Raw genomic sequence first — 24008 nt, 5'->3', positions numbered from 1 at the left:
GCGCACGAGCACCGCGAGTCCGAGATGGCGGTGCATCAGGCAGATCGCTATCGCTGCCTCGCGGTGCTCGCTAGCGCCTACAGGGAAATGCATTTCAGCTCAGATATCGATGTGCTGGCACCTGTAAGCCTGCTCCTTCCAATCACACACTCGCCTCCCCCTGCTTCTCACCCTCCACTCGATCCCGTCCCGCCTGTTTGGCGGCATAGACACCGGAGTCGGCACGTAGCAGCAGCGCATCGGCATCCTCACCTTCACGCCAGCTCGCCACGCCAAAACTGGCGGTGACAAGACCGACGCCATCCACCGGCTGGCTGCGCAGAACGTTCCAGAGCTGGATCGCCAGTTCATGCGCCGCAAATGCAGTACTCCCCGGGCAAAGCACCATGAACTCTTCACCACCCAGACGGCAGAACACGTCACTACGGCGCAAGCGAGTGGTGATTCGTTGGCAAATGACCTGCAGCACCGTATCGCCAACCGCATGACCGTGCTGATCATTGACGCGTTTGAAGTGATCAATGTCCAGCATGATCAATGACAAGGCTCCACCATGACGATTGACCCTCGCCAACTCAGCGCTCAAGCGTTCCTGGAAATAGCGCCGGTTGTAAGCGCCGGTCAGCACGTCGGTGACTGACATCGCGCGCAGCTCTTCCTCCACGCGTTTCATGTCCGTGATCTCGGAAAGGAATCCATGCCAGACCACGCCCCCGCCAGCCTGTGCTTCCGGCATGGCGTGGCTGTGTACCCACCGCAGTCCATGCCCGGGAACATTGAGTCGATACTCGTCTTGCCAGGGCGTCATGTGTTGCGCCGAAGCGTGCATGGAGTCTTTCACACGTCTTACATCCAGCGGATCAACACGGGCAAACACCGACTTGAAATCAAGCAGCATTTGCTCACGGGTCATACCATGCAGTTCGCACATGCCATCGTTGATGTAATTGAATCGTGACTCACCGCTGGCATCGATCTGAAACTGGAAAATCCCCCCGGGCACGTGTGCGCTGATTTTCTTCAGTAACATGTCACGTGCGGCCAGAGCTTCGTAAACCAGTTTGCGCTCAGTGACATCGATACAAACAGCCAGATACCCCACCCACTGCTCATGCTCGTTGCGCACCGCGGTCAAAAGCATATTGACCACGAGCGAACTTCCGTCATGCCGGATAAACGTCCACTCGTGAGACTTGTGAGGGGCGTCATCGTCGGCCTCAACGAAAATCGCCTGACTGGCCGTCACCCGATAGCCATAAGCCTGACTCAGATGTTGAGCATGCGCTTCCAGCTCGGCCGGCATCTGCAGGTCCTTGAGCTGAAGCTGACCCAGCACCTCTTCCTCTTGATAACCCAACATCTTCTGGGCACCGACATTGAAGGTGCTGATAACGCCGTTAAGATCCGTTGCAATAATCGCAACGTCGGTAGCGGCGTTCAGCACGCTACTGAGTTGTCCGTGAGCACCGCGCAATTGCCGCTCGCGCAGCCGCAGTTCAGAAGTGCGCTCGTCCACCAGACGCAAGGCACGCTGGCGCTGACTAATCAGGTTGTACAGCAACGCACTCAACAGCAGGCTCAGCAGCCCGCCCATGAGAATCACACTTCCCACCAGCGACTGGTTGCTTGTCATGAACGCCGCGGTCGGCCGAATCTCCAGCAGGTAGTCACGATTGGCCAGCCCCAGCAAGGTACTGACGCGTATCTCGCCGGATGCAGCGGGGATGGACGACTGATAAAGCAGTTGTGGTTCGGCTGGCGAGGCGAGATCGCTCATGGTCAAGGTCAGGTTGTCCTGAGACGGTAGCCCCTCAGTCATCAGCTTGCTGAGGCTGATGAGTGCCATGACGTAACCGCTGACATCTGCAGCCTCTCCCACCGGACTGGCGCTGGAAGACATCACCGGTGCCAGCAGCAGTACCCCGCTGGAGTTGCCCGGTTCCAGCCCTACCAGACTCATTCGCGGCGTCGCGACCATGGCGCCCAGCTTGCCCGCCAGATCAACAGCGCTACGGCGAACGCTTTCGGAGCCGATATCAAAACCCAGTGGTAAAGGCTCGGTGCTGCGCGAACGCGTAAACAGAACCGGAAAGTAATCAGACCTTGATTTTGCTGGCTCAAGCACGCCTTCTTGAGTCACTTCACGTATCGAAAAGCCCGGGAATCCCTCCGCGACGGTCTGCCGTTCAAACTGGCGACGCTGGGCATTCGTTACCTTTGGCGCCCACGAGTAAGCCTCGGTACCGATCAATAGAGGATCGGCGAAACCGTTGAATTCAGCTCGGGTAACGGCCGTGGAGAACATGAAGAAACGACGCAAGCTGTCCAGGCGATAAACCTGGCCGTCGAGCCGTTCCTGAATGCGACTGAAGCGCTCATTGGCCAACAGGTCGAAACGCTGACGCAATTGACGTTCATAAAATTCGGAGTTGGCGAATGCCAACACTGCAGTCAGTGCGGCGCCCACCAGAAAGGCGAATGCCGCAACGACCCACGCAGAAGCCTGCTCATTGATAAAGCCGAGAATTCTGGGACGAATCTGACTTGTAGGCATCACTCGACACTCGCAACGCCACAGCATAGAGAAGCGTCGCGCTGGCTGTAGCTCACTTATAGCTATTAGCCAGTATTTTGCCTAGCCTGACTCGGTACCGATTGCACATCGATCCATCACAAATGCGAACGGATCGATGTGCGGGTCGATTATCTGGCTGTGATTTTCCACGCCTTATGGATTTTGCTGTTGCGGGCGAAGTCAGGATCAATGGTCTGGGCGGTGATGTCTTCCACGGCATAACGCTGTGCAAGATTTTCATCGAGAACAAACTTGCGGAAGTTATTCGAGAAATACAGCACGCCCCCCGGCGCAAGACGGGCCATGGCCAGATCCAGCAATTGCACCTGATCACGTTGCACGTCGAAAATCCCTTCCATGCGCTTGGAGTTGGAGAAGGTCGGCGGATCGATGAAGATCAGGTCGTACTCTTCACGACAGGCGTCCAGCCAAGCCATGACGTCACCCTGCTCCAGACGGTTCTTGTCTGAGAAACCGTTCAGCGACAGGTTGCGCCGCGCCCAGTCCAGATACGTCCGGGACAAGTCGACACTGGTGGTACTGCGCGCGCCGCCTTTGGCGGCATGTACGCTGGCCGTCGCCGTGTACGAGAACAGGTTGAGGAAACGTTTGCCCTGAGCCTCGCGCTGAATACGCATGCGCATGGCGCGGTGATCCAGGAACAGCCCCGTGTCCAGATAATCCGTCAGGTTGACCAGCAGCTTGACACCGCCTTCGTTGACTTCGACAAACTGCCCTTGAGCACTTTGACGCTCGTACTGTTTGGTGCCGCTCTGGCGCTCGCGACGCTTGATGACCACTCGGTTCTTGTCAACATTCAGCGCCTGAGGGATAGCCGCCAATGCATCGAACAGGCGAGCCGAGGCCTTTTCCGGATCGATGGACTTGGGCGCAGCATATTCCTGAACGTGTACCCAATCCTGATACAGATCGATGGCCAGCGAGTATTCAGGCATGTCGGCGTCATACACGCGATAGCAATCAATGCCCTCGCGACGTACCCACTTGCCCAGCAACTTGAGGTTCTTCTGCAGGCGGTTGGCAAACATCTGCCCGCCTTCGCTCAAGCGCGGCTGCTCGACCACCACTGGAGCCGGTTTGATCGGGTTACCGTTCTTGTTGTACTTCTCGTATTTGCCTGGGGTCACCAGCGGGCTGGTGTCTTCCGGCTCGACGTGTTCACGCTCAACCTGACGCTGCTCGGCAGTCCGGCGTTCGCCGGTCACGAACTGGTCAGGCAACACCTTGATCAGCAGCAGTTTGCACGGCAAGGCACCGTTCCAGAAAGCGTATTGCTTGTGGCTGCGAATACCCATTCGCTTGCCCAGATCCGGAGCGCCGGTAAATACCGCGGCTTCCCAGTTCAGGCAGGCCTGACGCAAACGCTCACCAAGGTTCTGGTAGAGATAAAGCAGACTGGCTTCGTCGCCCAGTCGCTCGCCGTACGGAGGGTTACAGATCACCAGACCTTTCTGATTCTGGTCAGGACGCGGCTCGAATGTCGCCACTTCGCCTTGGTAAATCTTGATCCATTCGCTGAGACCGGCACGCTCGACGTTGTTGCGCCCCGGCTGAATCAAGCGCGGATCCGCTTCGTAACCACGAATCCATAGAGGAGGCTTGGCCAGACCAGCTTCGGCGCGTTCCTGTGCCTCGTCGTGCAGCTTGCGCCACAGGGCAGGCACGTGGCCGAGCCATGCCGAGAACCCCCAACGCTCACGCTTGAGGTTTGGTGCAATGTCGGCAGCAATCATCGCCGCTTCAACCAGGAATGTGCCCACGCCGCACATCGGGTCAGCCAGCGCGCCGCCTTCAGCAGCAATGCGTGGCCAGCCTGCACGAATCAGAATTGCGGCGGCCAGGTTTTCCTTCAAAGGTGCAGCGCCCTGCTGCAAGCGATAACCGCGCTGGTGCAGGCTGTGGCCGGACAGGTCCAGGGACAGAATCGCTTCGCCACGGTCCAGACGCAAATGCACGCGCAGATCAGGGTTCAGCTTGTCCACTGAAGGCCGCGAACCGTCAGGCATGCGCAGTTTGTCGACGATGGCGTCCTTGACCTTCAGGGCGCCGAAATGGGTGTTGTCGATGCCCGAACCATGACCGCTGAACTCAACCGCCAGCGAACCGTCCGGTTCCAGGTGATCGTGCCAGTCGACGTGCAACACGCCGTTGTACAGGTCTTCGGCGTCCTTCATCGGAAAACGCTTGAGCACCAGCAACACGCGGTTGGCTAAACGCGACCATAGGCATAGCCGGTAAGCGGTCTCCATGTCGGCACTGCCGCGAATGGCTGATGTATGTTCGCGGGTTTCCTCGAGGCCAAGCGCAGTGGCTTCCTCTGCAAGCAGCCCTTCCAGGCCTTTAGGACAAGTGAGGAAAAGTTCGTAACGGTCCGACATGAGTATTCCAGGGCTTTAGCCATAAGCGGCGGGCAACGCATTGCCCGACCAGATTTAAAACAGGCGTCTTTCTTGGAGAACGCCTGCGCGGCACACAATTTGTGCCAGACCACCTCATGAACCTATACGTCATCAAGGCAGTCATCCCTGGACCATCATGGCCAAGGGAGATTTAAAAACCACTATTCAGCACGACGACCTTCGCAATAAAAAGTCACATCGCGACCCTTCGTCGATTTAGGCCTACTTGCAACAGGCCATCATCTGCGGTTGCGAAACAGTCGCAACATTTCTTGCAAGCCTTGCCAGTTCAGGGCTGCCGAAATAATCAACTTTGAAACACAAGCTTGCTTATGTTCCAGTTATTACAAATATGACGTGCTTATGACAAAACGATCATTCACAGCACTCGATCCATTGGTTAGAAATCACCACAGGTTGTCACCGCAACGGTGAGAACACCAAAGCCCGCGACGCCGGCAGCGGGTACCAACGGCAGAAAATTTTCTGCCCGACCTCGACATGAGGTCTCAGGGACATAACAGTCAACAAACGAGGGCAACACCCTATGAGAAGACTTAAGCGTGATCCGTTGGAAAGAGCATTTTTACGCGGATATCAGTACGGCGTTCATGGTAAATCCCGTGAGCTTTGCCCTTTTACTCTACCGTCGGTACGCCAAGCCTGGATCAATGGCTGGCGAGAAGGACGTGGCGACAACTGGGACGGTATGACCGGCACTGCGGGAATCCACAGACTCAACGAACTTCACGCGGTCGGATAACCAGGTAACTTCCGATCAGTCCATCAAATCTCTGAAATCGTGTCAAAACCAGAAGCGTCCCATCCGGGCGCCGGGCGCAAGCCCAAGGGGTTCCTTGAAGGAGCCCCTTTTTTTGCCCTCAGTATTTGCGCATCGCGGCGATAGCATCCACCGACTGGCGAATCAACGCCGGGCCTTTATAGATGAAGCCGGAGTAGATCTGGACAAGGCTCGCGCCAGCAGCGATTTTCTCAGCCGCGTGTTTGCCTTCGGTGATCCCGCCTGCCGCAATGATTGGCATCCGCCCGGAAAGTTCGCCAGCCAGTACCTTCACGGTATGGGTGCTCTTCTCACGCACTGGAGCACCGGACAGACCGCCCGCCTCGTCACCATGGGGCAAGCCTTCGACGCCCACGCGGCTCAGGGTGGTGTTGGTGGCAATCACCGCATCCATTCCTGACTCGATCAACGCAGCGGCAACCAGGACGGTTTCTTCGTCGGTCATGTCCGGCGCGATCTTGATAGCCAGCGGCACACGCTTGCCATGCAATTGGGTCAGCGCGTCCTGACGAACCCGCAACGCTTCGAGCAACTGCTTGAGCGAGTCACCAAACTGAAGACTACGCAGGCCTGGGGTGTTGGGGGAACTTACGTTGACCGTTACGTAGCTGGCATGGGCGTACACCTTGTCCAGACAGATCAGGTAGTCGTCCACTGCCCGCTCGACCGGCGTGTCGAAGTTCTTGCCAATGTTGATACCCAGAATGCCTTTGTAGCTGGCGGCCTGAACCCGGGCCACCAGGTTATCAACGCCCAGGTTATTGAAGCCCATGCGGTTGATGATCGCTTCAGCCTGCGGCAAACGGAAAATCCGTGGCTTGGGATTACCCGGCTGAGGACGCGGCGTCACGGTGCCGATTTCAACGAAGCCGAAACCCAGTTGGGCAAACCCGTCGATGGCTGCGCCATTTTTGTCCAGACCGGCAGCGAGCCCGACCGGATTGGGAAAATCCAGGCCCATGACGTTCACCGGCAGACGCGCCGGCGCCTTGCTCAACAAGCCATTGATGCCCAATCTGCCACCAGCGCCAATCAGATCAAGCGACAGGTCGTGGGAGGTTTCCGGGGAAAGTTTGAACAGTAACTGGCGGGCCAGGTTATACATGGGCGGGCGCGGCTCGTAAGAAGCTGAATTCAGGGCGGCGATTATAGACGTCTGTGCGATTGCGTGCGAGGCATGCCTGCAGGCTTTTGCATGAACTGATTGATTGGGATGCTGTGATTGGCATAGGTATATGCACGTCATTCATGCAGCGATTCTTTGTGTACATATCCGTTACCGCGGTCATGGCTTCTATTGGTTGCGCTTTTACAGCGCCTCACTTTTGAAAAACGCAAAAGTAAGCAAAACGTTTTTGCCCCACCACTCGGCACCTCGCTGTCACTCGGTGTACCCGCCCGCAGATCCTGAACCGTGGGCCGCCGCAACGGGCCATCCATGGCCCAATGCGGCTAACCCGGCGTCCTGCCGGGTTGCCCACGGTTCAGAATCTGCGGGCGGCCAGCGTGGTTTAACGGGGCGCTTAAGATCAAAATCAACAGCGCGGCGGCCTGACAGCCGTCCTGATTTGTGAACTTTCCGGGCTTCTGTAGGAGCTGCCGAAGGCTGCGATGCGGTGTGTCAGACATCGAATGCGTTGGCCGTGCTGACGTCTCGCGAACAAGTTCGCTCCTACCGGTACGGGGTGTTACCTCTGTATCGCTTTGCTTTTGATCTGCTTTTGATTTTGATCTTAGGCGCCCCGTTAAACCACGACGGCCGGAATTCGATATTGCTGCGTGGGGCAAACCGGCAAGGATGCCGGTTTAGCCGCCTCAGGCCATGGATGGCCGGTGGCGGCGGCCCCACGCAGCAATGTCGGATTACGGGCATGCCGAGCCTAGGCGAGGCACCTAGTGGTGGGGCAAGAGCCTTTTGCTTACTTTTGGCTGGGCCGGCTTCCGGCTCCTTTCAAAAGTGAGGCGCTGTAAAAGCGCAACCAATAGAAGCAGTGAAAGCTGTAATGGATATGTACACCAAACTCCCACATAAAAGATATGTAGATTACCTATGCTTTTGCAGGAACTGATCCACTGCACCACGACAAAGTGAGCATGACACTGGCATATCGCTTGCTTGGCTTAAGCTAATAGCAGCGTGCCAATGAGGGCCCGATGCATCGACAATGGCGTCGTTCCGTCTTTGCTTTTTGGCAAAGGATTGAACGACGCTTTTTTTATGAAAGATTTCTGCCAGCCTGGCTCGGGCACGCCCGCTCCACCCGCAGTTGTCGTGGCAGAGGACAGATGACACTTATGAACGAACCCACACGAAACCCGTTGGCCTGGGTAGCTGGCAGCGATGCGCCAGAGATAAACAGCCTGGATATCGGCTTCATGCCGCTGTCAGACAGCGCCTCCATAGTCGTTGCCGCTACGCAAGGCTTCGCCCAGCCTTATGGCCTGAGCCTGAACCTCAAGCGCCAGCCTTCATGGGCAAGCCTGCGGGACAAGCTGGTCAGTGGCGAACTGCACGCGGCCCACAGTCTTTACGGTTTGATCTATGCCGTGCAGTTAGGCATTGGCGGCAGCGCAGCCACCGACATGGCCGTGCTCATGGGACTGAACCAGAACGGTCAGAGCATCAACTTATCGCGTCCGCTACAGGAAGCTGGCGTGATCACTCCTGAGGCGCTGGATCAGCAAGTGCACCAAAGCGGCACAAAGCTGACCTTCGCGCAGACCTTCCCTACCGGCAATCATGCCATGTGGCTTTATTACTGGCTGGCGAGCCAGGGCATTCATCCCTTGCAGGACGTGACCAGCGTGGTTGTTCCGCCGCCGCGCATGGTCGAACATCTGCAAGCCGGTCGTATCGATGGTTTCTGTGTCGGTGAACCCTGGGGCGCCAGTGCAGTGGATCAGCAACTGGGCTTCACCTTCGCCACCACCCAGGCTATCTGGCCCAACCACCCGGAAAAAGTGCTTGGCTGCACCCGGGAATTTGTCGAGCAGAACCCCAACACCGCACGGGCATTGGTCATGGCCGTACTCGAAGCCAGTCGCTTCATCGAATCCAGCGACGAAAACCGTCGCAGCGCCTCGCAATTGCTTAGCGGCGCGGACTATCTGGACGCTCCCGCCAGTTATATCGAACCCCGCTTGCTGGGTGATTACCGCGACGGCTTGGGTAACCAATGGCAAGACCATCACGCTCTGCGCTTTCACGGCAATGGCGAAGTCAATCTGCCATACCTGTCCGACGGCATGTGGTTCATGACGCAGTTCCGCCGCTGGGGTTTGCTGCGTGAAGATCCGGACTACCTCAATGTCGCCAAAGGCGTTCACCAACTGGCGCTTTATCGTCAGGCCGCGGAGGCACTGGACATAACAGTTCCGACGGCAACGATGCGCAGCAGCCAACTGATCGACGGCAAGGTCTGGGATGGTTCAGACCCGGCTGGCTATGCCCGCAGCTTCAAGCTTCACGCCATGGCCGACGCGGCCGCCGCCGTGACTCAATGAGGAGTTGACGATTATGCTGCGTATCCTCTTGATCAATGACACGGCAAAAAAAGTCGGACGTCTGAAAGCCGCGCTGAGTGAAGCGGGCTTTGAAGTAATCGACGAGTCCGGGCTGATTATTGACTTGCCCGCCCGGGTTGAAGCGCTTCGCCCGGATGTCATCCTGATCGACACTGAATCCCCCGGCCGCGATGTAATGGAACAGGTGGTGATGGTCAGTCGCGACCAGCCTCGCCCTATCGTGATGTTCACCGACGAACATGATCCGGGGGTGATGCGTCAGGCCATCAAGTCCGGTGTCAGCGCGTACATCGTCGAGGGTATTCATGCCCAGCGGCTGCAGCCGATTCTCGATGTGGCCATGGCCCGTTTTGAGAGCGATCAGGCCTTGCGTGCACAACTTCAGGCACGGGACCAGCAACTGGCCGAGCGCAAACGCATCGAGCTGGCCAAGGGGTTGCTGATGAAAATGAAGGAGTGCAAAGAGGAAGAGGCCTATACCTTGATGCGCCGCCAGGCCATGAGCAAACAGCAGAAACTGATTCAGGTGGCGGAGCAGATCATTGCGATGAGTGAGTTGTTGGGGTGAGTCGTAGTTTTGTGGATTTGAGGGAGCGTAGATTGGTCTGGGCGGCATCCCGGCGATAAGGCTGGACGCAAAATCACTTTAGATCGCGTGAACCTTATCGCGGGCAAGCCCGGCTCCCACAAGGGAATGCATTCCAAAATGAGTTGAAGGGTAGGTTTTTTCCATCTGGCCCAGCTTTTGCTAGTTAATCAACACAGGTAACCAACGGCGGTTGCCCCACTTTACGACAAAGACGTCGCACACCTCTTTCGCCAACGCGAATCGGGTTGCGGCGTTTTTTGCGTTTTGGTCCCAGTGATCGGGGTCGGTGGTGCTGCCGAGGTTATGGACGCCCCACCTGCAAGTCTCTCCAGCTTCAAGCCCTTACGTTTCGGGTCCGTGCCCGAGACAACAGATCTTCCTTTTTGCAGATGAGGTGTTCAATGAATACAAGCTTCTGGAAGGCCGGCCATAAACCGACCCTGTTCGCCGCCTTTCTGTATTTCGATCTGAGCTTCATGGTCTGGTACCTGCTCGGCCCGATGGCCGTTCAAATTGCGACAGACCTGCAACTGACTACTCAACAACGCGGCCTGATGGTGGCCACGCCTATCCTGGCAGGCGCCCTGCTGCGCTTTGTGATGGGTATCGTGGCAGATCAACTGTCGCCGAAAACCGCCGGGATCATCGGTCAGGTCATCGTAATACTTGCACTGTTCACTGCCTGGAATCTGGGCGTTCACACCTATGAGCAGGCGCTGTTGCTGGGCGTGTTCCTCGGCGTTGCCGGTGCATCGTTCGCCGTCGCGCTGCCGCTGGCTTCCCAGTGGTATCCAGCAGAGCATCAAGGCAAAGCGATGGGCATTGCCGGTGCAGGTAATTCGGGCACCGTGCTGGCCGCGTTGATTGCTCCGGTACTGGCTGCGGCGTTTGGCTGGAGCAACGTGTTCGGCTTTGCGGTCATCCCGCTGGTCCTGACCCTGATCGCTTTTTCGCTGATGGCACGTAATGCGCCGGAGCGGGCGAAACCCAAGTCCATGGGCGACTACCTCAAGGCGCTGGGTGATCGTGACAGCTGGTGGTTCATGTTTTTCTACAGCGTCACCTTCGGCGGTTTCATTGGCCTGGCCAGCGCCCTGCCCGGCTACTTCAACGACCAATACGGCCTGAGCCCAGTCACTGCCGGTTACTACACCGCAGCCTGCGTCTTTGGTGGCAGCCTGATGCGCCCACTGGGCGGTGCACTGGCTGACCGATTCGGCGGTATCCGCACCCTGGCGGGCATGTACGCGGTGGCTGCTATCTGCATCGCGGCCGTTGGTTTCAACTTGCCAAGTTCCTGGGCGGCACTGGCGTTGTTTGTTGCAGCGATGCTCGGTCTGGGTGCCGGTAATGGCGCAGTGTTCCAACTGGTGCCACAACGTTTCCGCAAGGAAATCGGCGTCATGACCGGCTTGATCGGCATGGCTGGCGGCATCGGTGGTTTCCTGCTCGCAGCCGGTCTGGGCTCGATCAAGCAACACACCGGTGATTATCAGATGGGCTTGTGGTTGTTCGCGTTTCTTGGCGTACTGGCGTGGTTCGGCCTGCTTAACGTCAAGCGTCGCTGGAGAACCACCTGGGGTTCGGCAGCAGTAACCGCTGCTCGCGTCTGAGTCGCTTGATGAGCTTGCAACTGAGCCTGGCTCAATTCAGCGCCAGTGGGCCGCGGGCGGAGAATCAGGACGCGATGCGCCTGGTGACTCCGGCCCCGGCCCTTGCCGCCAGCAAGGGCTATTTGTTTGCCCTTGCTGATGGCGTCAGTCAATGCGTTGATGGCGCCCTCGCCGCGCAATCAACCTTGCAAGCGCTGGCGCTGGATTACTACTCGACGCCGGAAACCTGGGGCGTCGCCCAATCCCTTGACCGGCTACTGCTGGCGCAGAATCGCTGGTTGCAGGCCAATGGCTTGCTAACCACACTCAGCGCTCTGGTGCTACGTGGCAGGCGCTTCACGCTGGCCCACGTCGGCGACTGTCGCGCCTACCGTTGGCACGACGGAGTGCTGCAACGCATCAGTGAAGACCACGTCTGGGAACAGCCCGACATGCAGCACGTGCTCAAACGCGCACTGGGCCTGGATCAATACGTGGTCATGGATTATCTGGACGGCGAGCTGCGTGAGGGCGAACGCCTGCTGCTGCTCAGCGATGGTGTCTGGGCGACGCTGGGGGACGCCAGCATTCGCTCGATTCTCGCCGAACAGGAGGATCTGGATCGTGCCGTGCAGACGCTGGTCAGCGCCGCGCATCTGGCTGGCAGTCAGGACAACGCCAGCGCCGTGCTGATTCGCGTCGATGCGCTGGGTCAGGACGACCTTGGCGACGCGCTGATTCAGCTTCAACAATGGCCGCTGCCGCCAGTACTAAAGCCCGGACAACCTTTCGAAGGCTGGCAGATAAACAGTCTGCTGGCCGAGTCTCGACAGTCGCTGCTGTATCGGGTCAGCGATGCGCAAAGCCAGCACTGGCTGCTGAAAACACTTCCAGGCAATCGCCATGACGAACCCGGTGCGGGCCAGGGATTGCTGCTGGAAGAGTGGTTTTTGCGCCGGGTTGCGGGACGCTTCTTTCCTGAAACCCATTCAGTACCAGATCGCCAACACCTGTATTACGTGATGCGTGAGCATCCGGGACGCAGTTTGTCTCAATCATTCAAAGAGCACGGCCCGGTCTCCGTGGCGCAATGGCTGGGTCATGCCACGCAACTGCTGCGTGCCGTGGGCTTGCTGCATCGGCGCAATATCATCCACCGGGACATCAAACCGGAAAACCTGCTGCTCGACGATAACGGCGAGTTGCGCCTGCTGGATTTTGGTCTCGCTTACTGTCCCGGCCTCTCCACACTGATGCCGGGCGAGTTGCCAGGCACGCCAAGCTTCATTGCACCTGAAGCGTTCAAGGGCGACGAACCCACTCCACAGCAGGATATTTACGCGGCGGGCGTCACCCTTTATTACCTGCTGACCGGGCATTACCCGTACGGCGAAATCGAAGCATTCCAGCATCGACGCTTCGGTACGCCCACGCCAGCCAGCCGGTACCGCCCGGACCTGCCCGACTGGCTGGATCACAATCTGAGCAAGGCACTGCAAGCTGATCCGCAACTGCGCTATGAAACCGCAGAGCAATGGTTGCTGGAGCTTGAACAAGCCGAACACCGGCCAATGGTGAAACGCGCACAGCCGCTGCTGGAGCGTGAGCCGCTGAAAGTCTGGCGCACGGTTGCACTGGTTTCACTGCTGGTGAATCTGGTGGGGGTTATCTGGTTGATGCGTCATTGAGCAGTGATTGCCCTGCAACGGTGCAATTCGCACCAAAGTGAGCAACTCGTTGATATACATCCTGTGGGAGCAGGGCTTGCCCGCGATAAGGTCGCAGCGGCCTAAAGTGAACAAAGTCCAACCCTATCGCGGGCAAGCCCTGCTCCCACAGTTTAGCCATCACATCATGCTCTATCTGGCACAACCCCTGCATATCTATCCTCAAGCAACTCACATCGCTACAGCCTTCAAAGACGAAGGCTGAGCTTCCCGAGAGAACGGGACCGGACAAAGGCGTCCTCGCTAGTTATCTAGCGGGACGCCTTTTTTGTTTGTGCAGAATTTGTCGAGCACCCTCTCGCGGGCTTCTCGGAGGCAAAATGAAAAAACTCAAGCTGGTGATGATTGGCAACGGCATGGCCGGAGTTCGAACGCTTGAAGAGCTGCTCAAACTCAGCGACGAGCTCTACGACATCACGGTGTTCGGTGCCGAGCCGCATCCCAATTACAACCGCATCATGCTGTCTCCGGTGCTGGCCGGTGAACAGAAGTTCGAAGACATCGTGCTCAACGATCTGGAATGGTACTTGAGCAACAACATTCGGCTGCTGCTCAACCGCAGGGTCGTGAAAATCGACCGCGCGAAACGCCAGGTGATTGCCGACGACGGCACCGTCGCGCATTACGACCGCCTGCTGATCGCCACAGGCTCGACGCCCTTCATGCCGCCCATGCCTGGCAGCGGCCTCAGCGGTGTGATCGGCTATCGCGATATCGCTGACACACGAATCATGATTCATACCGCCAAGACGCGGAAACATGCGGTGGTGATCGGCGGCGGCCTGCTCGGCCTGGAAGCGGCAAACGGCTTGAAGATACGCGGCATGGGCGTGACCGTCGTCCACATCGGCAAATGGCTGCTGGAGCGCCAACTGGACAAAACCGCCGGGCAATTGCTGCAAACCGCACTGGAATCCCGTGGCCTGCACTTTCGCCTGAACGAGCAGACCGAAGCGTTGCTGGATAACGGCAAAGGCGCGGTGAAAGCCGTGCAATTCAAAAATGGTGACGTGATCCCTGCCGACCTGGTGGTCATGGCAGCAGGCATTCGCCCGGCAACCGAGCTGGCAGAACTGGCTGGACTGCCCTGCAATCGCGGGATTCTGGTCAATGACACCCTGCAAACCTACGACCCGCGTATTTATGCCATCGGCGAGTGCGCAAGTCATCGCGGTACGGCCTACGGCCTGGTAGCACCGCTGTTCGAGCAAGCCAAAGTCTGCGCCAATCATCTCGCGCAACTGGGCTTCGCTCGCTACAAAGGTTCGGTCACTTCGACCAAATTGAAAGTGACCGGCATTGACCTTTTTTCTGCCGGGGACTTCATGGGTGGCGAAGGCACCGAAACCATCACTTTGCTGGACCCCATCAGCGGGCGCTATAAAAAACTGGTAATCAAAGACAACGTGCTAGTGGGCGCTTGCTTGTACGGCGATACCATGGACGGCGGCTGGTATCTGCGCCTGATCCGCAGCCGGCAATCAATCAGCGGACTACGTGACCAACTGATGTTCGGCGAAGCCACCACGCCGCAAAAGGACATCGCGCTATGCGCCTGACCAGCATCCCGGCGCCCGCGACGCAAACCACCGCATCCACCTGCTGCTATTGCGGGGTCGGCTGCGGCGTACTGATCGAACATGACGGACGCAACATCATCGGCGTCAGCGGAGATCCCGTGCACCCGGCTAACTTCGGCAAGCTGTGCAGCAAGGGTTCGACCTTGCACCTGACGGGCGACCTCAATGCCAGGGCGCTGTACCCGGAATTGCGCCTGAGCAAAAGTCTTGCGCGAGCGGTCACGGATTGGGACACAGCTCTGGATCACGCTGCTAATGTATTTGCCGAAACTATCCGCAAGCACGGACCTGACAGCGTTGCGTTCTATATCTCGGGGCAACTGCTGACCGAGGACTACTACGCGTTCAACAAGCTGGCCCGAGCGCTGGTAGGCACCAACAATATCGACAGCAACTCCCGCCTTTGCATGTCTTCCGCCGTGGTGGGGTACAAGCGCAGCCTGGGCGCAGACGCTCCACCCTGCAGCTATGAAGATATCGAGCTGAGCGATTGCGTGATGATCGTCGGAAGCAACATGGCTTACGCGCACCCGATCTTATTTCGCCGCCTGGAAGAAGCGAAAAGCCAACGCCCGGACATGAAAATTATCGTCATCGATCCACGCCGAACCGATACGTGCGATCTGGCGGACATGCATCTGGCGATCAATCCCGGCACAGACGTGGCGCTGTTTCACGGGATCCTGCATCTGTTGCTGTGGGAAGGCTGGGTCGATCAGGATTTCATTGATCAGCACACCGAAGGCTACGCCGAACTGAAAAGTCTGGTGCACCATTACACGCCGCAAATGGTCGCGCAGACCTGCGGTATCTCGCGCCAACAACTGCACGACTGCGCGCAATGGATCGGTCAGGCCCCGAGCTTTCTGTCGCTATGGTGCATGGGCCTGAATCAGTCCACTGCAGGCAGCGCCAAGAACAGCGCATTGATCAATCTGCATCTGGCTACTGGGCAAATTGGACGTCCGGGTGCCGGGCCTTTTTCCCTTACGGGCCAACCCAACGCCATGGGCGGCCGCGAGACTGGCAGCCTGTCCAATCTGCTACCCGGCCATCGGGAAGCCGCCAACGCCGAGCATCGAGCTGAAGTGGCGCAGTACTGGGGGATCGACAAACTTCCGGAAACCCCGGGCTTATCAGCCATCGAACTGTTCGAGCAGATGCAAAGCGGCAAAATCAAGGCGGTATGGATCGCTTGTACCAACCCGGCTCAATCGCTGCCTGATCAGACTCGAGTTCGCGAAGCCTTGAATACCTGTCCATTCGTGGTCCTGCAGGAAGCGTTCCGAACAACAGAAACTGCACGCTTCGCCGACCTGCTGCTACCCGCCGCGAGCTGGGGCGAAAAAGAAGGCTCGGTCACCAACTCCGAACGACGTATTTCTCACGTACGCAAAGCGATCGCCGCACCCGGCGAGACGAGGCCGGACTGGGCGATCACCGTTGATTTCGCCCAACGCCTCCAGGCTCGGCTGCAACCTGACGCGAAGGCGCTTTTTGATTTCCAGACGCCCCAGGCGCTGTTCGACGAATACAAGCTCCTGACCCAAGGCCGTGACCTGGATCTGTCCGGGATCAGCTACGACATTATCGACCAGCATGGCCCACAACAATGGCCATTCCCCGCAGGAGCAACCTGCGGTACGGCGCGGCTTTATCTGAACGGCCAATTTCCGACGCCAACAGGCAGAGCCAGATTCATCAGCGAACCGTACAGCGCGCCAAAAGAACTGCGCGACAGCCGCTTCCCGTTGACGCTGAATACTGGCCGTCTGCGCGATCAATGGCATGGCATGAGTCGCACCGGCACCGCTGCGCGCCTGTTCGGTCACGTCAGCGAAGCGGTAGTGAGTCTGCACCCTGAAGACCTGCATCGCTATCGACTGCAATCCGGTGATCTGGTCACCCTGAAAAGCCGACGCGGCAGCGTGATTGTGCCGGTAGGCAGCGATGACGGCTTGCGGGCGGGTCATGCCTTCATGCCGATGCACTGGGGTGATCGTTTTCTCAAGGGCGGCGTGAATCTCCTGACACAGCCAGCCTTTGACCCCATCTCCAAACAGCCTGAGCTGAAGCATTCTGGCGTGCGCGTCGACAAGATCGACCTGCCATGGCGACTGTTTGTACTGATAGAAGGTGATGTGCAACTTCGACTGGATGCCCTGCGCTCACTGTGTGACGAGTTTCCTTACACCAGCTTGAGTCTCGCCGGACGTGAGCGCTCTGCCCTTACCCTGCGTGCAGCCAGCGGTGAAGCACCTGCTCAAGAACTGCTTGATCGGATTGACCATTTACTGGGGCTGGATCACGGCCCGGTGCTGGCTTATGACGATGCCCATCGCGGTATCAGCAAACGCATTCGTCTGGATCAAGGTCGAGTCACCGCGATCCGTCTAGGCGGGGAAACGCTCGCCAGGGACTGGTTGCAAAGCTTGTGGCTCGATGGAAAGGAGATCGATGACGAGCTACACCGCTGGCTGCTTGCCCCGATCAGCAGCGCTCCCGGTTCGAGCACTACCCAGGCAATCGGCACCAAGACGTTGTGCAACTGCATGAACGTCAGTGAAAACGCGGTGTGCGACGCCATCGAAAAAGGTCTGGATCTGGGTCAACTGAAGGCACAACTGGGCTGCGGCACGATGTGCGGCTCCTGTGTGCCGGAAATCAAACGACTGCTGACGGCCGTCGCGGTCAATTAATGAGGTGTACGGCATGAGTGCAAAAGTCTGGCTGGTCGGCGCAGGCCCAGGTGATCCGGAGCTACTGACCCTCAAAGCTGTACGCGCTTTGCGAGAAGCGGATGTGGTACTGATCGACGACCTGGTCAACAGCGCCGTTTTGGAGCACTGCCCAGCCGCCCGAGTGATTGCAGTCGGCAAACGCGGCGGTTGCCGCTCGACACCACAGGCGTTCATCCATCGGCTGATGCTTCGCTATGTGCGCCAGGGCAAATGCGTGGTTCGACTCAAAGGTGGAGACCCCTGCATATTTGGCCGTGGCGGCGAAGAAGCCGACTGGCTGAGGGCCCATGGGGTTGAGGTGGAACTGGTCAATGGCATAACCGCAGGCCTGGCGGGTGCGACGCAATGCGGTATCTCGCTGACGCTGCGCGGCGTCAGTCGCGGCGTAACACTGGTGACGGCTCACACTCAGGATGACAGCACCCTGAACTGGCAAGCATTGGCTCAAGGGGGAACAACGTTGGTCGTGTACATGGGCGTAGCAAAACTGGCAGAGATACGTGACAGCCTGATCAGCGGCGGCATGTCGCTGAACATGCCGGTGGCAATGATCGAAAACGCTTCACTGCCTCAACAACGGGAATGCCGTAGCTCACTGGCAGAGATGCAACGGGATGCTGCGCTATTCGAATTGAAGAGTCCGGCCATTCTGGTGATTGGTACGGTCGCGGCGGGAACGGAGATGGATTTACTGCATCTGGCAGCAAGCAAAACGGCCTGATCTTTTCCCTCAAATCGCAGGCAAAGAAAAGCCCGGCCTAAGCCGGGCTTCTCTATTGAAGCGAGTAAAGCAGGCTAATTACTTAGCTTGTGCTTCAACTTCAGCTTCTACGCGACGGTTAACAGCGCGGCCAGCGTCAGTTGCGTTGTCAGCAACTGGACGGGATTCGCCATAACCAACCGAGTTTACGCGGCTAGCGCCAACACCGTACTGGTTAACCAGAACCTGTTTAACGGCGTTTGCACGACGCTCGGACAGTTTTTGGTTGTAAGCGTCAGGACCGACGGAGTCAGTGTGACCTTCAACAGTGGTGGTGGTTTGTGGGTACTGTTGCATGAAGTCAGCGAGGTTCTTGATGTCGCCGTAGCTGTTAGGCTTGACTACGGATTTGTCGAAATCGAACTTCACGTCCAGCTCAACACGAACCACTTCGGCAACTGCTGGGCAGCCATCAGCGTCAACAGTAACGTTGGCTGGGGTGTCCGGGCACTTGTCGACGTTGTCGCACACGCCGTCGTTGTCGCTGTCGGAGCACACTTCAGCTACTGGAGCTGGTGCTGCTTCAACTTTCTTGGAGCCGCCACCGAAGTTTACGCCGATACCGACGCTAGGAGCCCACTCGGTGTCGCCTTGGTCGATGTTGTACTGAGCTTCAACGCCAGCACGGGCATAGAAGTTGTCAGTGAAGTAAAGCTTGGCGCCGCCGCCGATGTTGGCGAAGGTCGAACCGTTACGGCCGCCGCGAGCGTCTTGACCGATGCTTTGATCAGAGAAACCAGCCGAAACGTACGGACGCAGCATGTCGCCCGGGTTGTTGAAGTGGTACAGAGCGTCAAGGGCAGTGTTGGAGCCTTTGATGTTCTTGCCGCTATCGCTGCGAACGTTGTGAACTTCGTCGTAACCCAGACGTACTTCTACGTCGTCGGTCAGGAAGTAACCAATCGAGCCGCCGAACAGGTTGCCGTCGTTTTTGAAGTTACGGGCGCTGTCGTAGTACTCTTTCTTGGCGAAGCCTTCGATTTCGACTGCGCCTTGGCCTTGTGCCAGAGCGCCGAAAGATGCCGCGGCAACAATAGTACCAATGGCCAAGCCCAAGGTGTTTTTCAGTTTCATCCGTTAAATCCCCATCTGGTGATTGTAAAGCAGTCCCGCAATAAGGGGACAACTCGTCGGCAAGTCTATCAGAACTTGCCTGGTTGTTAGAGATATTTGCATCGCCTTAAGTTTCGGTAATGCCTGCAAATTTCTCACGTAATTTATCTAAAGCCCGCTTGTAGCGCATTTTCGTTGCACTCAAGCCCATGTGCATGATGTCTGCGATCTCCTGGAATTCAAGTTCTGCAACAAAACGCAGGACCAGAATCTCCCGATCAATCGGGTTCACATGCACAAGCCAGCGATCAAGTCCGCCCCGTTCTTCAGGTTTTGGCGTCTTTTCTTCCGACGCTTCCTCAAGTGGATCCAGACTCAAAGCGTCCATCAAGCGACGCTTACGCCGTTCCTTCCTGTACTGCGTGATGCATTCGTTGTAAGTGATGCTGTACAGCCATGTTTTGAATTTCGATTTACCCTCAAAATTCTTCAAGCCATACAACACCTTAAGCATCACTTCCTGACAGACATCATCTGCATCGCGATCGTTCCCTAAATAACGTGCACAGACGTTAAAAAGTGTCCGTTGATAGCGACGCATCAACTCTTCGTATGCCCGCGTCACATGGAAAAGTTCGACGTGGGCGCGCGCGACCAGCTCCTCATCAGAGAGCTCGCTCGGGTCGTAGCGCATCGATAGCGGTTGAGGGTTATTCAAAACAAATCGTGCCGACAGTCAGGTCAATGGCCGCCACTGCCTTTGAAACGGCAATTTGTGGCGGCATAGAGTAGCAGGTTAGCCGCTTAACGGCTGCTCACTCGCTGCTCCAGAAGAACGCGGTTGGACAATGAAACCAACTCCCCGTCGTCTGTCAGCAGCGTGGTTTTCACCGTACCGATCTCTTCGATCTGCCCTTCAACATCGCCAATCCGCACCTCTTGCCCTACCTGATACAACTCCCGCACATAAATCCCTGCCAGTATTTGGCCAGCAAGCTCACGACTTCCCAACCCCAAGGCCAGCGCAATTGCCAGACCAACGGTAATCAAAACGATCACAATCACGTGGTTGAGCAGGTCAGTTTTGACCTCCAACTGACTGATCGCCACCGAAATACTGATAATGATGACCAGACCCTGGGCGACTCTACCCAGGCCTGCAGCGTAATCAAGCCCTACTCCCTCGGCACCGCCTCGCACCAGGCCGTTGACCAGTTGCGCCAGTAGCACCCCAACCAGAAGCACCAGTGCAGCACCAAATACCTTCGGCAAATACCCTGTCAACATGTCCAGCGTCGCGGAAACCCGCTCCAGCCCAAGCGATCCAGCCGCCGTTACCAGAAAGGTCAATAACACGAACCAGTAAACGATCTTGCCGATCAGGGTGGAAATTGGCACCTGAACGCCGGCACGGCTGATCAGCTTGGTCAGGCCAGTGCCTGCCATCAAGCGATCAAGACCGATTTTAGCGAGCAGCTTCGACAGCAAGGTTTCGAGCAGCTTGGCGACAACAAAACCGAGCAAAACGACGACAACTGCGCCCAACAGGTTCGGGATGAAAATTGCAACCTTGGTCCACAATGCGGTCATTGCGGCAACCAGACTCTGGGTCCAGACATCCAATTCCATGTTCAATCAGCCTTATCGACAGGACGAGCGGTAGAATTCTTTTTACGTGAAACCGGTGCAACATGGGCCGAGCCGTTGTTCAAAGCGATCATCATCGCTTCCGTCCAGCGGCCCAGCAGACTGAACAACACACCTGCGCCGACCTGGCGATTGGCGGTCTTCAGTACGCGACCAAGGCATGCATCATCATCCCGGCTGGAGGATGAAGACTTGAGCATGTCGCGCAATGATTCTTCAAACGGATCGTGCATAGGCACCTCTCGTAACGTCCAGTGAAGACGCATGCTGATTCGGACGAGTCACAAATCAGTCCCTGGACGCACCTTAAAAACTTAACACTAAACCCAGCGCAAGCGCCGGAACAACCACCACTGCCCTAAAGCCAGCGCGACGATCAATGCGCAGGCCACCAGAAATCCGTATGGGCTGTCAGAGCCGGGTATCCCGCCAACGTTGATACCCAGCAAGCCTGTCAGGAAGCTCATGGGTAGAAAAATTGCTGTGATGATGCCAAAGCGGTACATCGTGTGGTTCATCCGTTCCCGCAAACGCCGGTCTTCGGACTCCAGCACCAGCCCCACTCGCTCGCGGGTCAATTCAAGCTCTTCCAGATAACGCGTCAGGCTGTTGTTCAGCTCGTTCCAGTAATCAGCATCATCGTCAACGAACCACGGCAGCTTGCTGCGACTTAACTGCCCGTAAATTTCCCTCTGTGGAGAGAGGAAACGCCGCAGTCCCGCAGCCCGGCGACGAATATGCAGCATTTTGCCATGATCAGGGGTATACCGTTCGTCGGCATCTATCTTTTCTTCCTCTTCATCCACCGATTCGGTGAGGTCTCCCACTAGCGCCTGAACCTTGTCGGTCAGGTATTGAGCGAGATACAGGATCAGTTCGGACGCGGTTTTAGGGCCTTTGCCTTCGTTCAGTTGTTCAATCAGCTCGTCCGTGGCGCGCAGTGGTCGCAAGCGCAAGGAAATGACTTGCTGAGCTGCGGCAAAGATACGTACCGAGACCATGTCTTCCGGCTCAGCGCCGGGATTGAGATTGACCCCGCGTAGAAACAGCAGCAGCTTTTCGTCCGGCAGCGGCAGCAAGCGCGGCCGGGTATTTTCCTCGAGCAAAAGGTCGCAGGCGAACTCGCTCAGACCGCTGGCCGTACGCAGCCATGTGTGAGTTTGCGGATGACCGCGGTCCCAATGCAGCCAGACACTTTCGTGCGGCTGCAATTGCAGGCAATCCAGCTCGGTCCGAGCGATGAAACGTGCCCCGCCTTTACCATCCAAAACGAGGGCATGAACCAGCCCCCACTGCGCGTTTGTTTCGTCAAACATTAATACTTCGCTTATTCGGGCATTGTCAGAGGTGACGGTGAAACGATCACACCATTGTTGTCGGCATATACGTATTCCCCTGGACGGAACGTGACCCCGGCAAAGGTCACCACCACATTCAGGTCACCGATACCGCGCTTGTTGGTTCTCAGGGGATGACTGGCCAGAGCCTGTACACCCAGATCTGTTTGCGCCAGAACATCCACGTCGCGGATGCAGCCATAGATCACCATACCTTGCCAGCCGTTGCGCGCGGCCTTCTCGGCAATCATGTCACCGAGTAGCGCGCAACGCAGCGAACCGCCGCCGTCGACCACCAGTACCTTGCCCTTCCCGTCCAGCTCGGCCTGCTCCTTGACCAGGGAGTTGTCCTCAAAGCATTTGACGGTCACGATTTCGCCGCCGAATGAATCACGGCCACCAAAATTGCTGAACATCGGCTCAAGAACCTGAACCAGGTCCGGGTAAGCGTCGCACAGGTCGGGAGTGAGGTAATGCATGGTGGTACTCCTGTCAGTGAAAGATCAGCGTCTTATGATGTGTCTGCCTATGAACCGTAGCTCATAAGATCAAAACGTATCCAGCGTAGCGACCTTTAGCTGAACTGCATTTCGCATCCTGTGGAATCGCAATCTGCGCCCAGTGTAATACGCCGAAGTCACTCGCCAACGGCCATCGGCGTTTGTGACAGCTCCTGTACAGGCACGCAGCCTTCGTTCAGCCATTGCGTAACCAGTGGCCAGACCTCGCGCTGGGCGGCTTTACTGACCAACATCTGTACGTGATCGAAATCCTGCGAGAAACCCTGCTCACGCCCAAGGCAGAGGAATTTGCGCTGTTGCGAACCAATCTGATCAAAGAGTTTGCGGCACGCCCAGACCGGGTCTTGATGGTCGCCAAAGGCGGCAACCGCAAGCACCGGCACTTCAACGCCCGGCAAACCTGCCCACCAGTCCGTCTCGCGGTCACCGAAGCGGCCGAACATTCCATGCCAACGCATACTTTCCAGCACCAGACCGATGGGCTCATCCTCTGGACCCCGCTTGAAACGCGGGCCCGAAATGTGCTCGAACGGCTTCAACAGCATGCGCCCCGCCCACTGCACTGGCGGAATCTTCAGCGGCCAGTAATCACGACTGACCTGGCTGCCGAACAAGGCAACGGAGGCTGCACCAGGTGGGCCAAGATACTGCCCGCCCAGCGCAGCCGCCAGAGTGGTGCCGCCCAGGGAATGGCCGATCCAGTGCGGAATCTGCCCGCTCTGCTCCCGCACGAATGCCGCAATGGCGGGTACGTCATAGCGGGCGTAATCAGCGACACGATTGGAACGGTACGCCTGGTTACGCGCCGACAGACCGTGACCACGCATTTCCGGGATCCATACATCGAAACCGGCTCGCGCCAGATAGGCACCCAGGCCAATGCCTTTAGGGGAATACCAGAAGCGCCGGTTGGAAAAGCTGCCGTGCATCAGAATGACCGGCACACCGCGAACATCAGGCTGCGCGACCAGACCCAGCCGGGTCACCGCAATTTCGACGCTGTAATCGGGACTGTTGGCGGGCTTGAGGCGGTAAACGTCTTCGATCAAATCGCCACAACGTTCTGCGCTGATCAAAGCCACAGGAAAAAGAGTGCTGCTGCTTTGCATATTGCTCAAACAATCAAAGGTCGGTGTGAA

17 protein-coding genes and 1 pseudogene are annotated in these 24008 nt (G+C 57.4%); 8 read left to right on the top strand and 10 right to left on the bottom strand.

Annotated elements, in window-relative coordinates; translation table 11 throughout:
- Positions 1-142: 142 nt before the first annotated feature.
- Both K3169_RS12530 and rlmKL read right to left on the bottom strand, forming a co-directional pair.
- Positions 143-2554, bottom strand: a complete 2412-nt coding sequence (locus K3169_RS12530) for a diguanylate cyclase (RefSeq protein ID WP_263271794.1) — start codon at positions 2552-2554, stop codon at positions 143-145.
- A 149-nt stretch (positions 2555-2703) separates the two neighbouring features.
- Positions 2704-4974, bottom strand: a complete 2271-nt coding sequence (rlmKL, locus tag K3169_RS12525; RefSeq protein ID WP_231673015.1) for a bifunctional 23S rRNA (guanine(2069)-N(7))-methyltransferase RlmK/23S rRNA (guanine(2445)-N(2))-methyltransferase RlmL — start codon at positions 4972-4974, stop codon at positions 2704-2706.
- 568 nt (positions 4975-5542) lie between these two features.
- Between rlmKL and rmf the strand changes: the two genes are divergently transcribed.
- Positions 5543-5758, top strand: coding sequence for a ribosome modulation factor (rmf, locus tag K3169_RS12520; RefSeq protein WP_002553055.1), 216 nt, complete (start codon positions 5543-5545; stop codon positions 5756-5758).
- A 118-nt stretch (positions 5759-5876) separates the two neighbouring features.
- Here rmf and K3169_RS12515 read toward each other — a convergent pair whose 3' ends face one another.
- The gene (locus K3169_RS12515; RefSeq protein WP_122396962.1) at positions 5877-6902 is read right to left on the bottom strand and encodes a quinone-dependent dihydroorotate dehydrogenase; all 1026 of its coding nucleotides are present in this window, start codon (positions 6900-6902) and stop codon (positions 5877-5879) included.
- 1190 nt (positions 6903-8092) lie between these two features.
- Here K3169_RS12515 and K3169_RS12510 point away from each other — a divergent pair.
- The 7 genes and pseudogenes from K3169_RS12510 to cobA all read left to right on the top strand — a co-directional run bounded on the left by K3169_RS12510 (position 8093) and on the right by cobA (position 18272).
- Positions 8093-9301 carry a CmpA/NrtA family ABC transporter substrate-binding protein gene (locus K3169_RS12510; RefSeq protein ID WP_231677688.1) on the top strand — a complete coding sequence of 403 codons (1209 nt, stop codon included), beginning with the start codon at positions 8093-8095 and terminating at the stop codon, positions 9299-9301.
- 13 nt (positions 9302-9314) lie between these two features.
- Entirely contained in the window at positions 9315-9890 is a 576-nt protein-coding gene (locus K3169_RS12505; RefSeq protein ID WP_027902728.1) for an ANTAR domain-containing response regulator, read from the top strand.
- A 422-nt stretch (positions 9891-10312) separates the two neighbouring features.
- The gene (locus tag K3169_RS12500) at positions 10313-11524 is read left to right on the top strand and encodes a nitrate/nitrite transporter (RefSeq protein ID WP_122397362.1); all 1212 of its coding nucleotides are present in this window, start codon (positions 10313-10315) and stop codon (positions 11522-11524) included.
- An 8-nt stretch (positions 11525-11532) separates the two neighbouring features.
- Positions 11533-13191, top strand: coding sequence for a bifunctional protein-serine/threonine kinase/phosphatase (locus K3169_RS12495; RefSeq protein WP_122397363.1), 1659 nt, complete (start codon positions 11533-11535; stop codon positions 13189-13191).
- Between the two features lie 359 nt (positions 13192-13550).
- Positions 13551-14750: pseudogene (locus K3169_RS12490) on the top strand (NAD(P)/FAD-dependent oxidoreductase); the annotation flags it as partial.
- A gap of 29 nt (positions 14751-14779) precedes the next feature.
- A complete protein-coding gene (locus tag K3169_RS12485) occupies positions 14780-17509 on the top strand; it encodes a nitrate reductase (RefSeq protein ID WP_263271745.1) in 2730 nt (909 codons plus the stop codon).
- Positions 17510-17522: 13 nt separating this feature from the next.
- Complete coding sequence (gene cobA / locus K3169_RS12480) at positions 17523-18272, top strand: uroporphyrinogen-III C-methyltransferase (protein ID WP_231677690.1); 750 nt, start codon at positions 17523-17525, stop codon at positions 18270-18272.
- Positions 18273-18350: 78 nt separating this feature from the next.
- On the opposite strand, the gene K3169_RS12475 is transcribed toward cobA, so the two are convergent.
- The 7 genes from K3169_RS12475 to K3169_RS12445 all read right to left on the bottom strand — a co-directional run bounded on the left by K3169_RS12475 (position 18351) and on the right by K3169_RS12445 (position 23978).
- Positions 18351-19385: an OmpA family protein gene (locus tag K3169_RS12475; protein WP_099268666.1), complete on the bottom strand. Its 1035-nt coding sequence runs from the start codon at positions 19383-19385 to the stop codon at positions 18351-18353.
- Between the two features lie 106 nt (positions 19386-19491).
- A complete protein-coding gene (sigX, locus tag K3169_RS12470) occupies positions 19492-20082 on the bottom strand; it encodes an RNA polymerase sigma factor SigX (RefSeq protein WP_027902735.1) in 591 nt (196 codons plus the stop codon).
- Positions 20083-20168: 86 nt separating this feature from the next.
- Entirely contained in the window at positions 20169-20993 is an 825-nt protein-coding gene (locus K3169_RS12465; protein WP_231677691.1) for a mechanosensitive ion channel family protein, read from the bottom strand.
- Positions 20994-20995: 2 nt separating this feature from the next.
- Positions 20996-21244, bottom strand: coding sequence for a hypothetical protein (locus K3169_RS12460; protein WP_027902737.1), 249 nt, complete (start codon positions 21242-21244; stop codon positions 20996-20998).
- 87 nt (positions 21245-21331) lie between these two features.
- Positions 21332-22327, bottom strand: coding sequence for a zinc transporter ZntB (locus K3169_RS12455; protein WP_122704648.1), 996 nt, complete (start codon positions 22325-22327; stop codon positions 21332-21334).
- An 11-nt stretch (positions 22328-22338) separates the two neighbouring features.
- Positions 22339-22827, bottom strand: a complete 489-nt coding sequence (gene rraA / locus K3169_RS12450; protein WP_122397575.1) for a ribonuclease E activity regulator RraA — start codon at positions 22825-22827, stop codon at positions 22339-22341.
- Between the two features lie 158 nt (positions 22828-22985).
- Positions 22986-23978 (bottom strand): alpha/beta fold hydrolase, encoded by a 993-nt coding sequence (locus K3169_RS12445; RefSeq protein WP_027902740.1) that lies wholly within the window; start codon positions 23976-23978, stop codon positions 22986-22988.
- Positions 23979-24008 lie beyond the last annotated feature (30 nt).

Source organism: Pseudomonas phytophila (assembly GCF_025643095.1).
Taxonomy (GTDB): domain Bacteria; phylum Pseudomonadota; class Gammaproteobacteria; order Pseudomonadales; family Pseudomonadaceae; genus Aquipseudomonas; species Aquipseudomonas quasicaspiana.
Note: the sequence above shows the minus strand (reverse complement) of the source record. Positions and strands in the feature narration are given on the sequence as shown.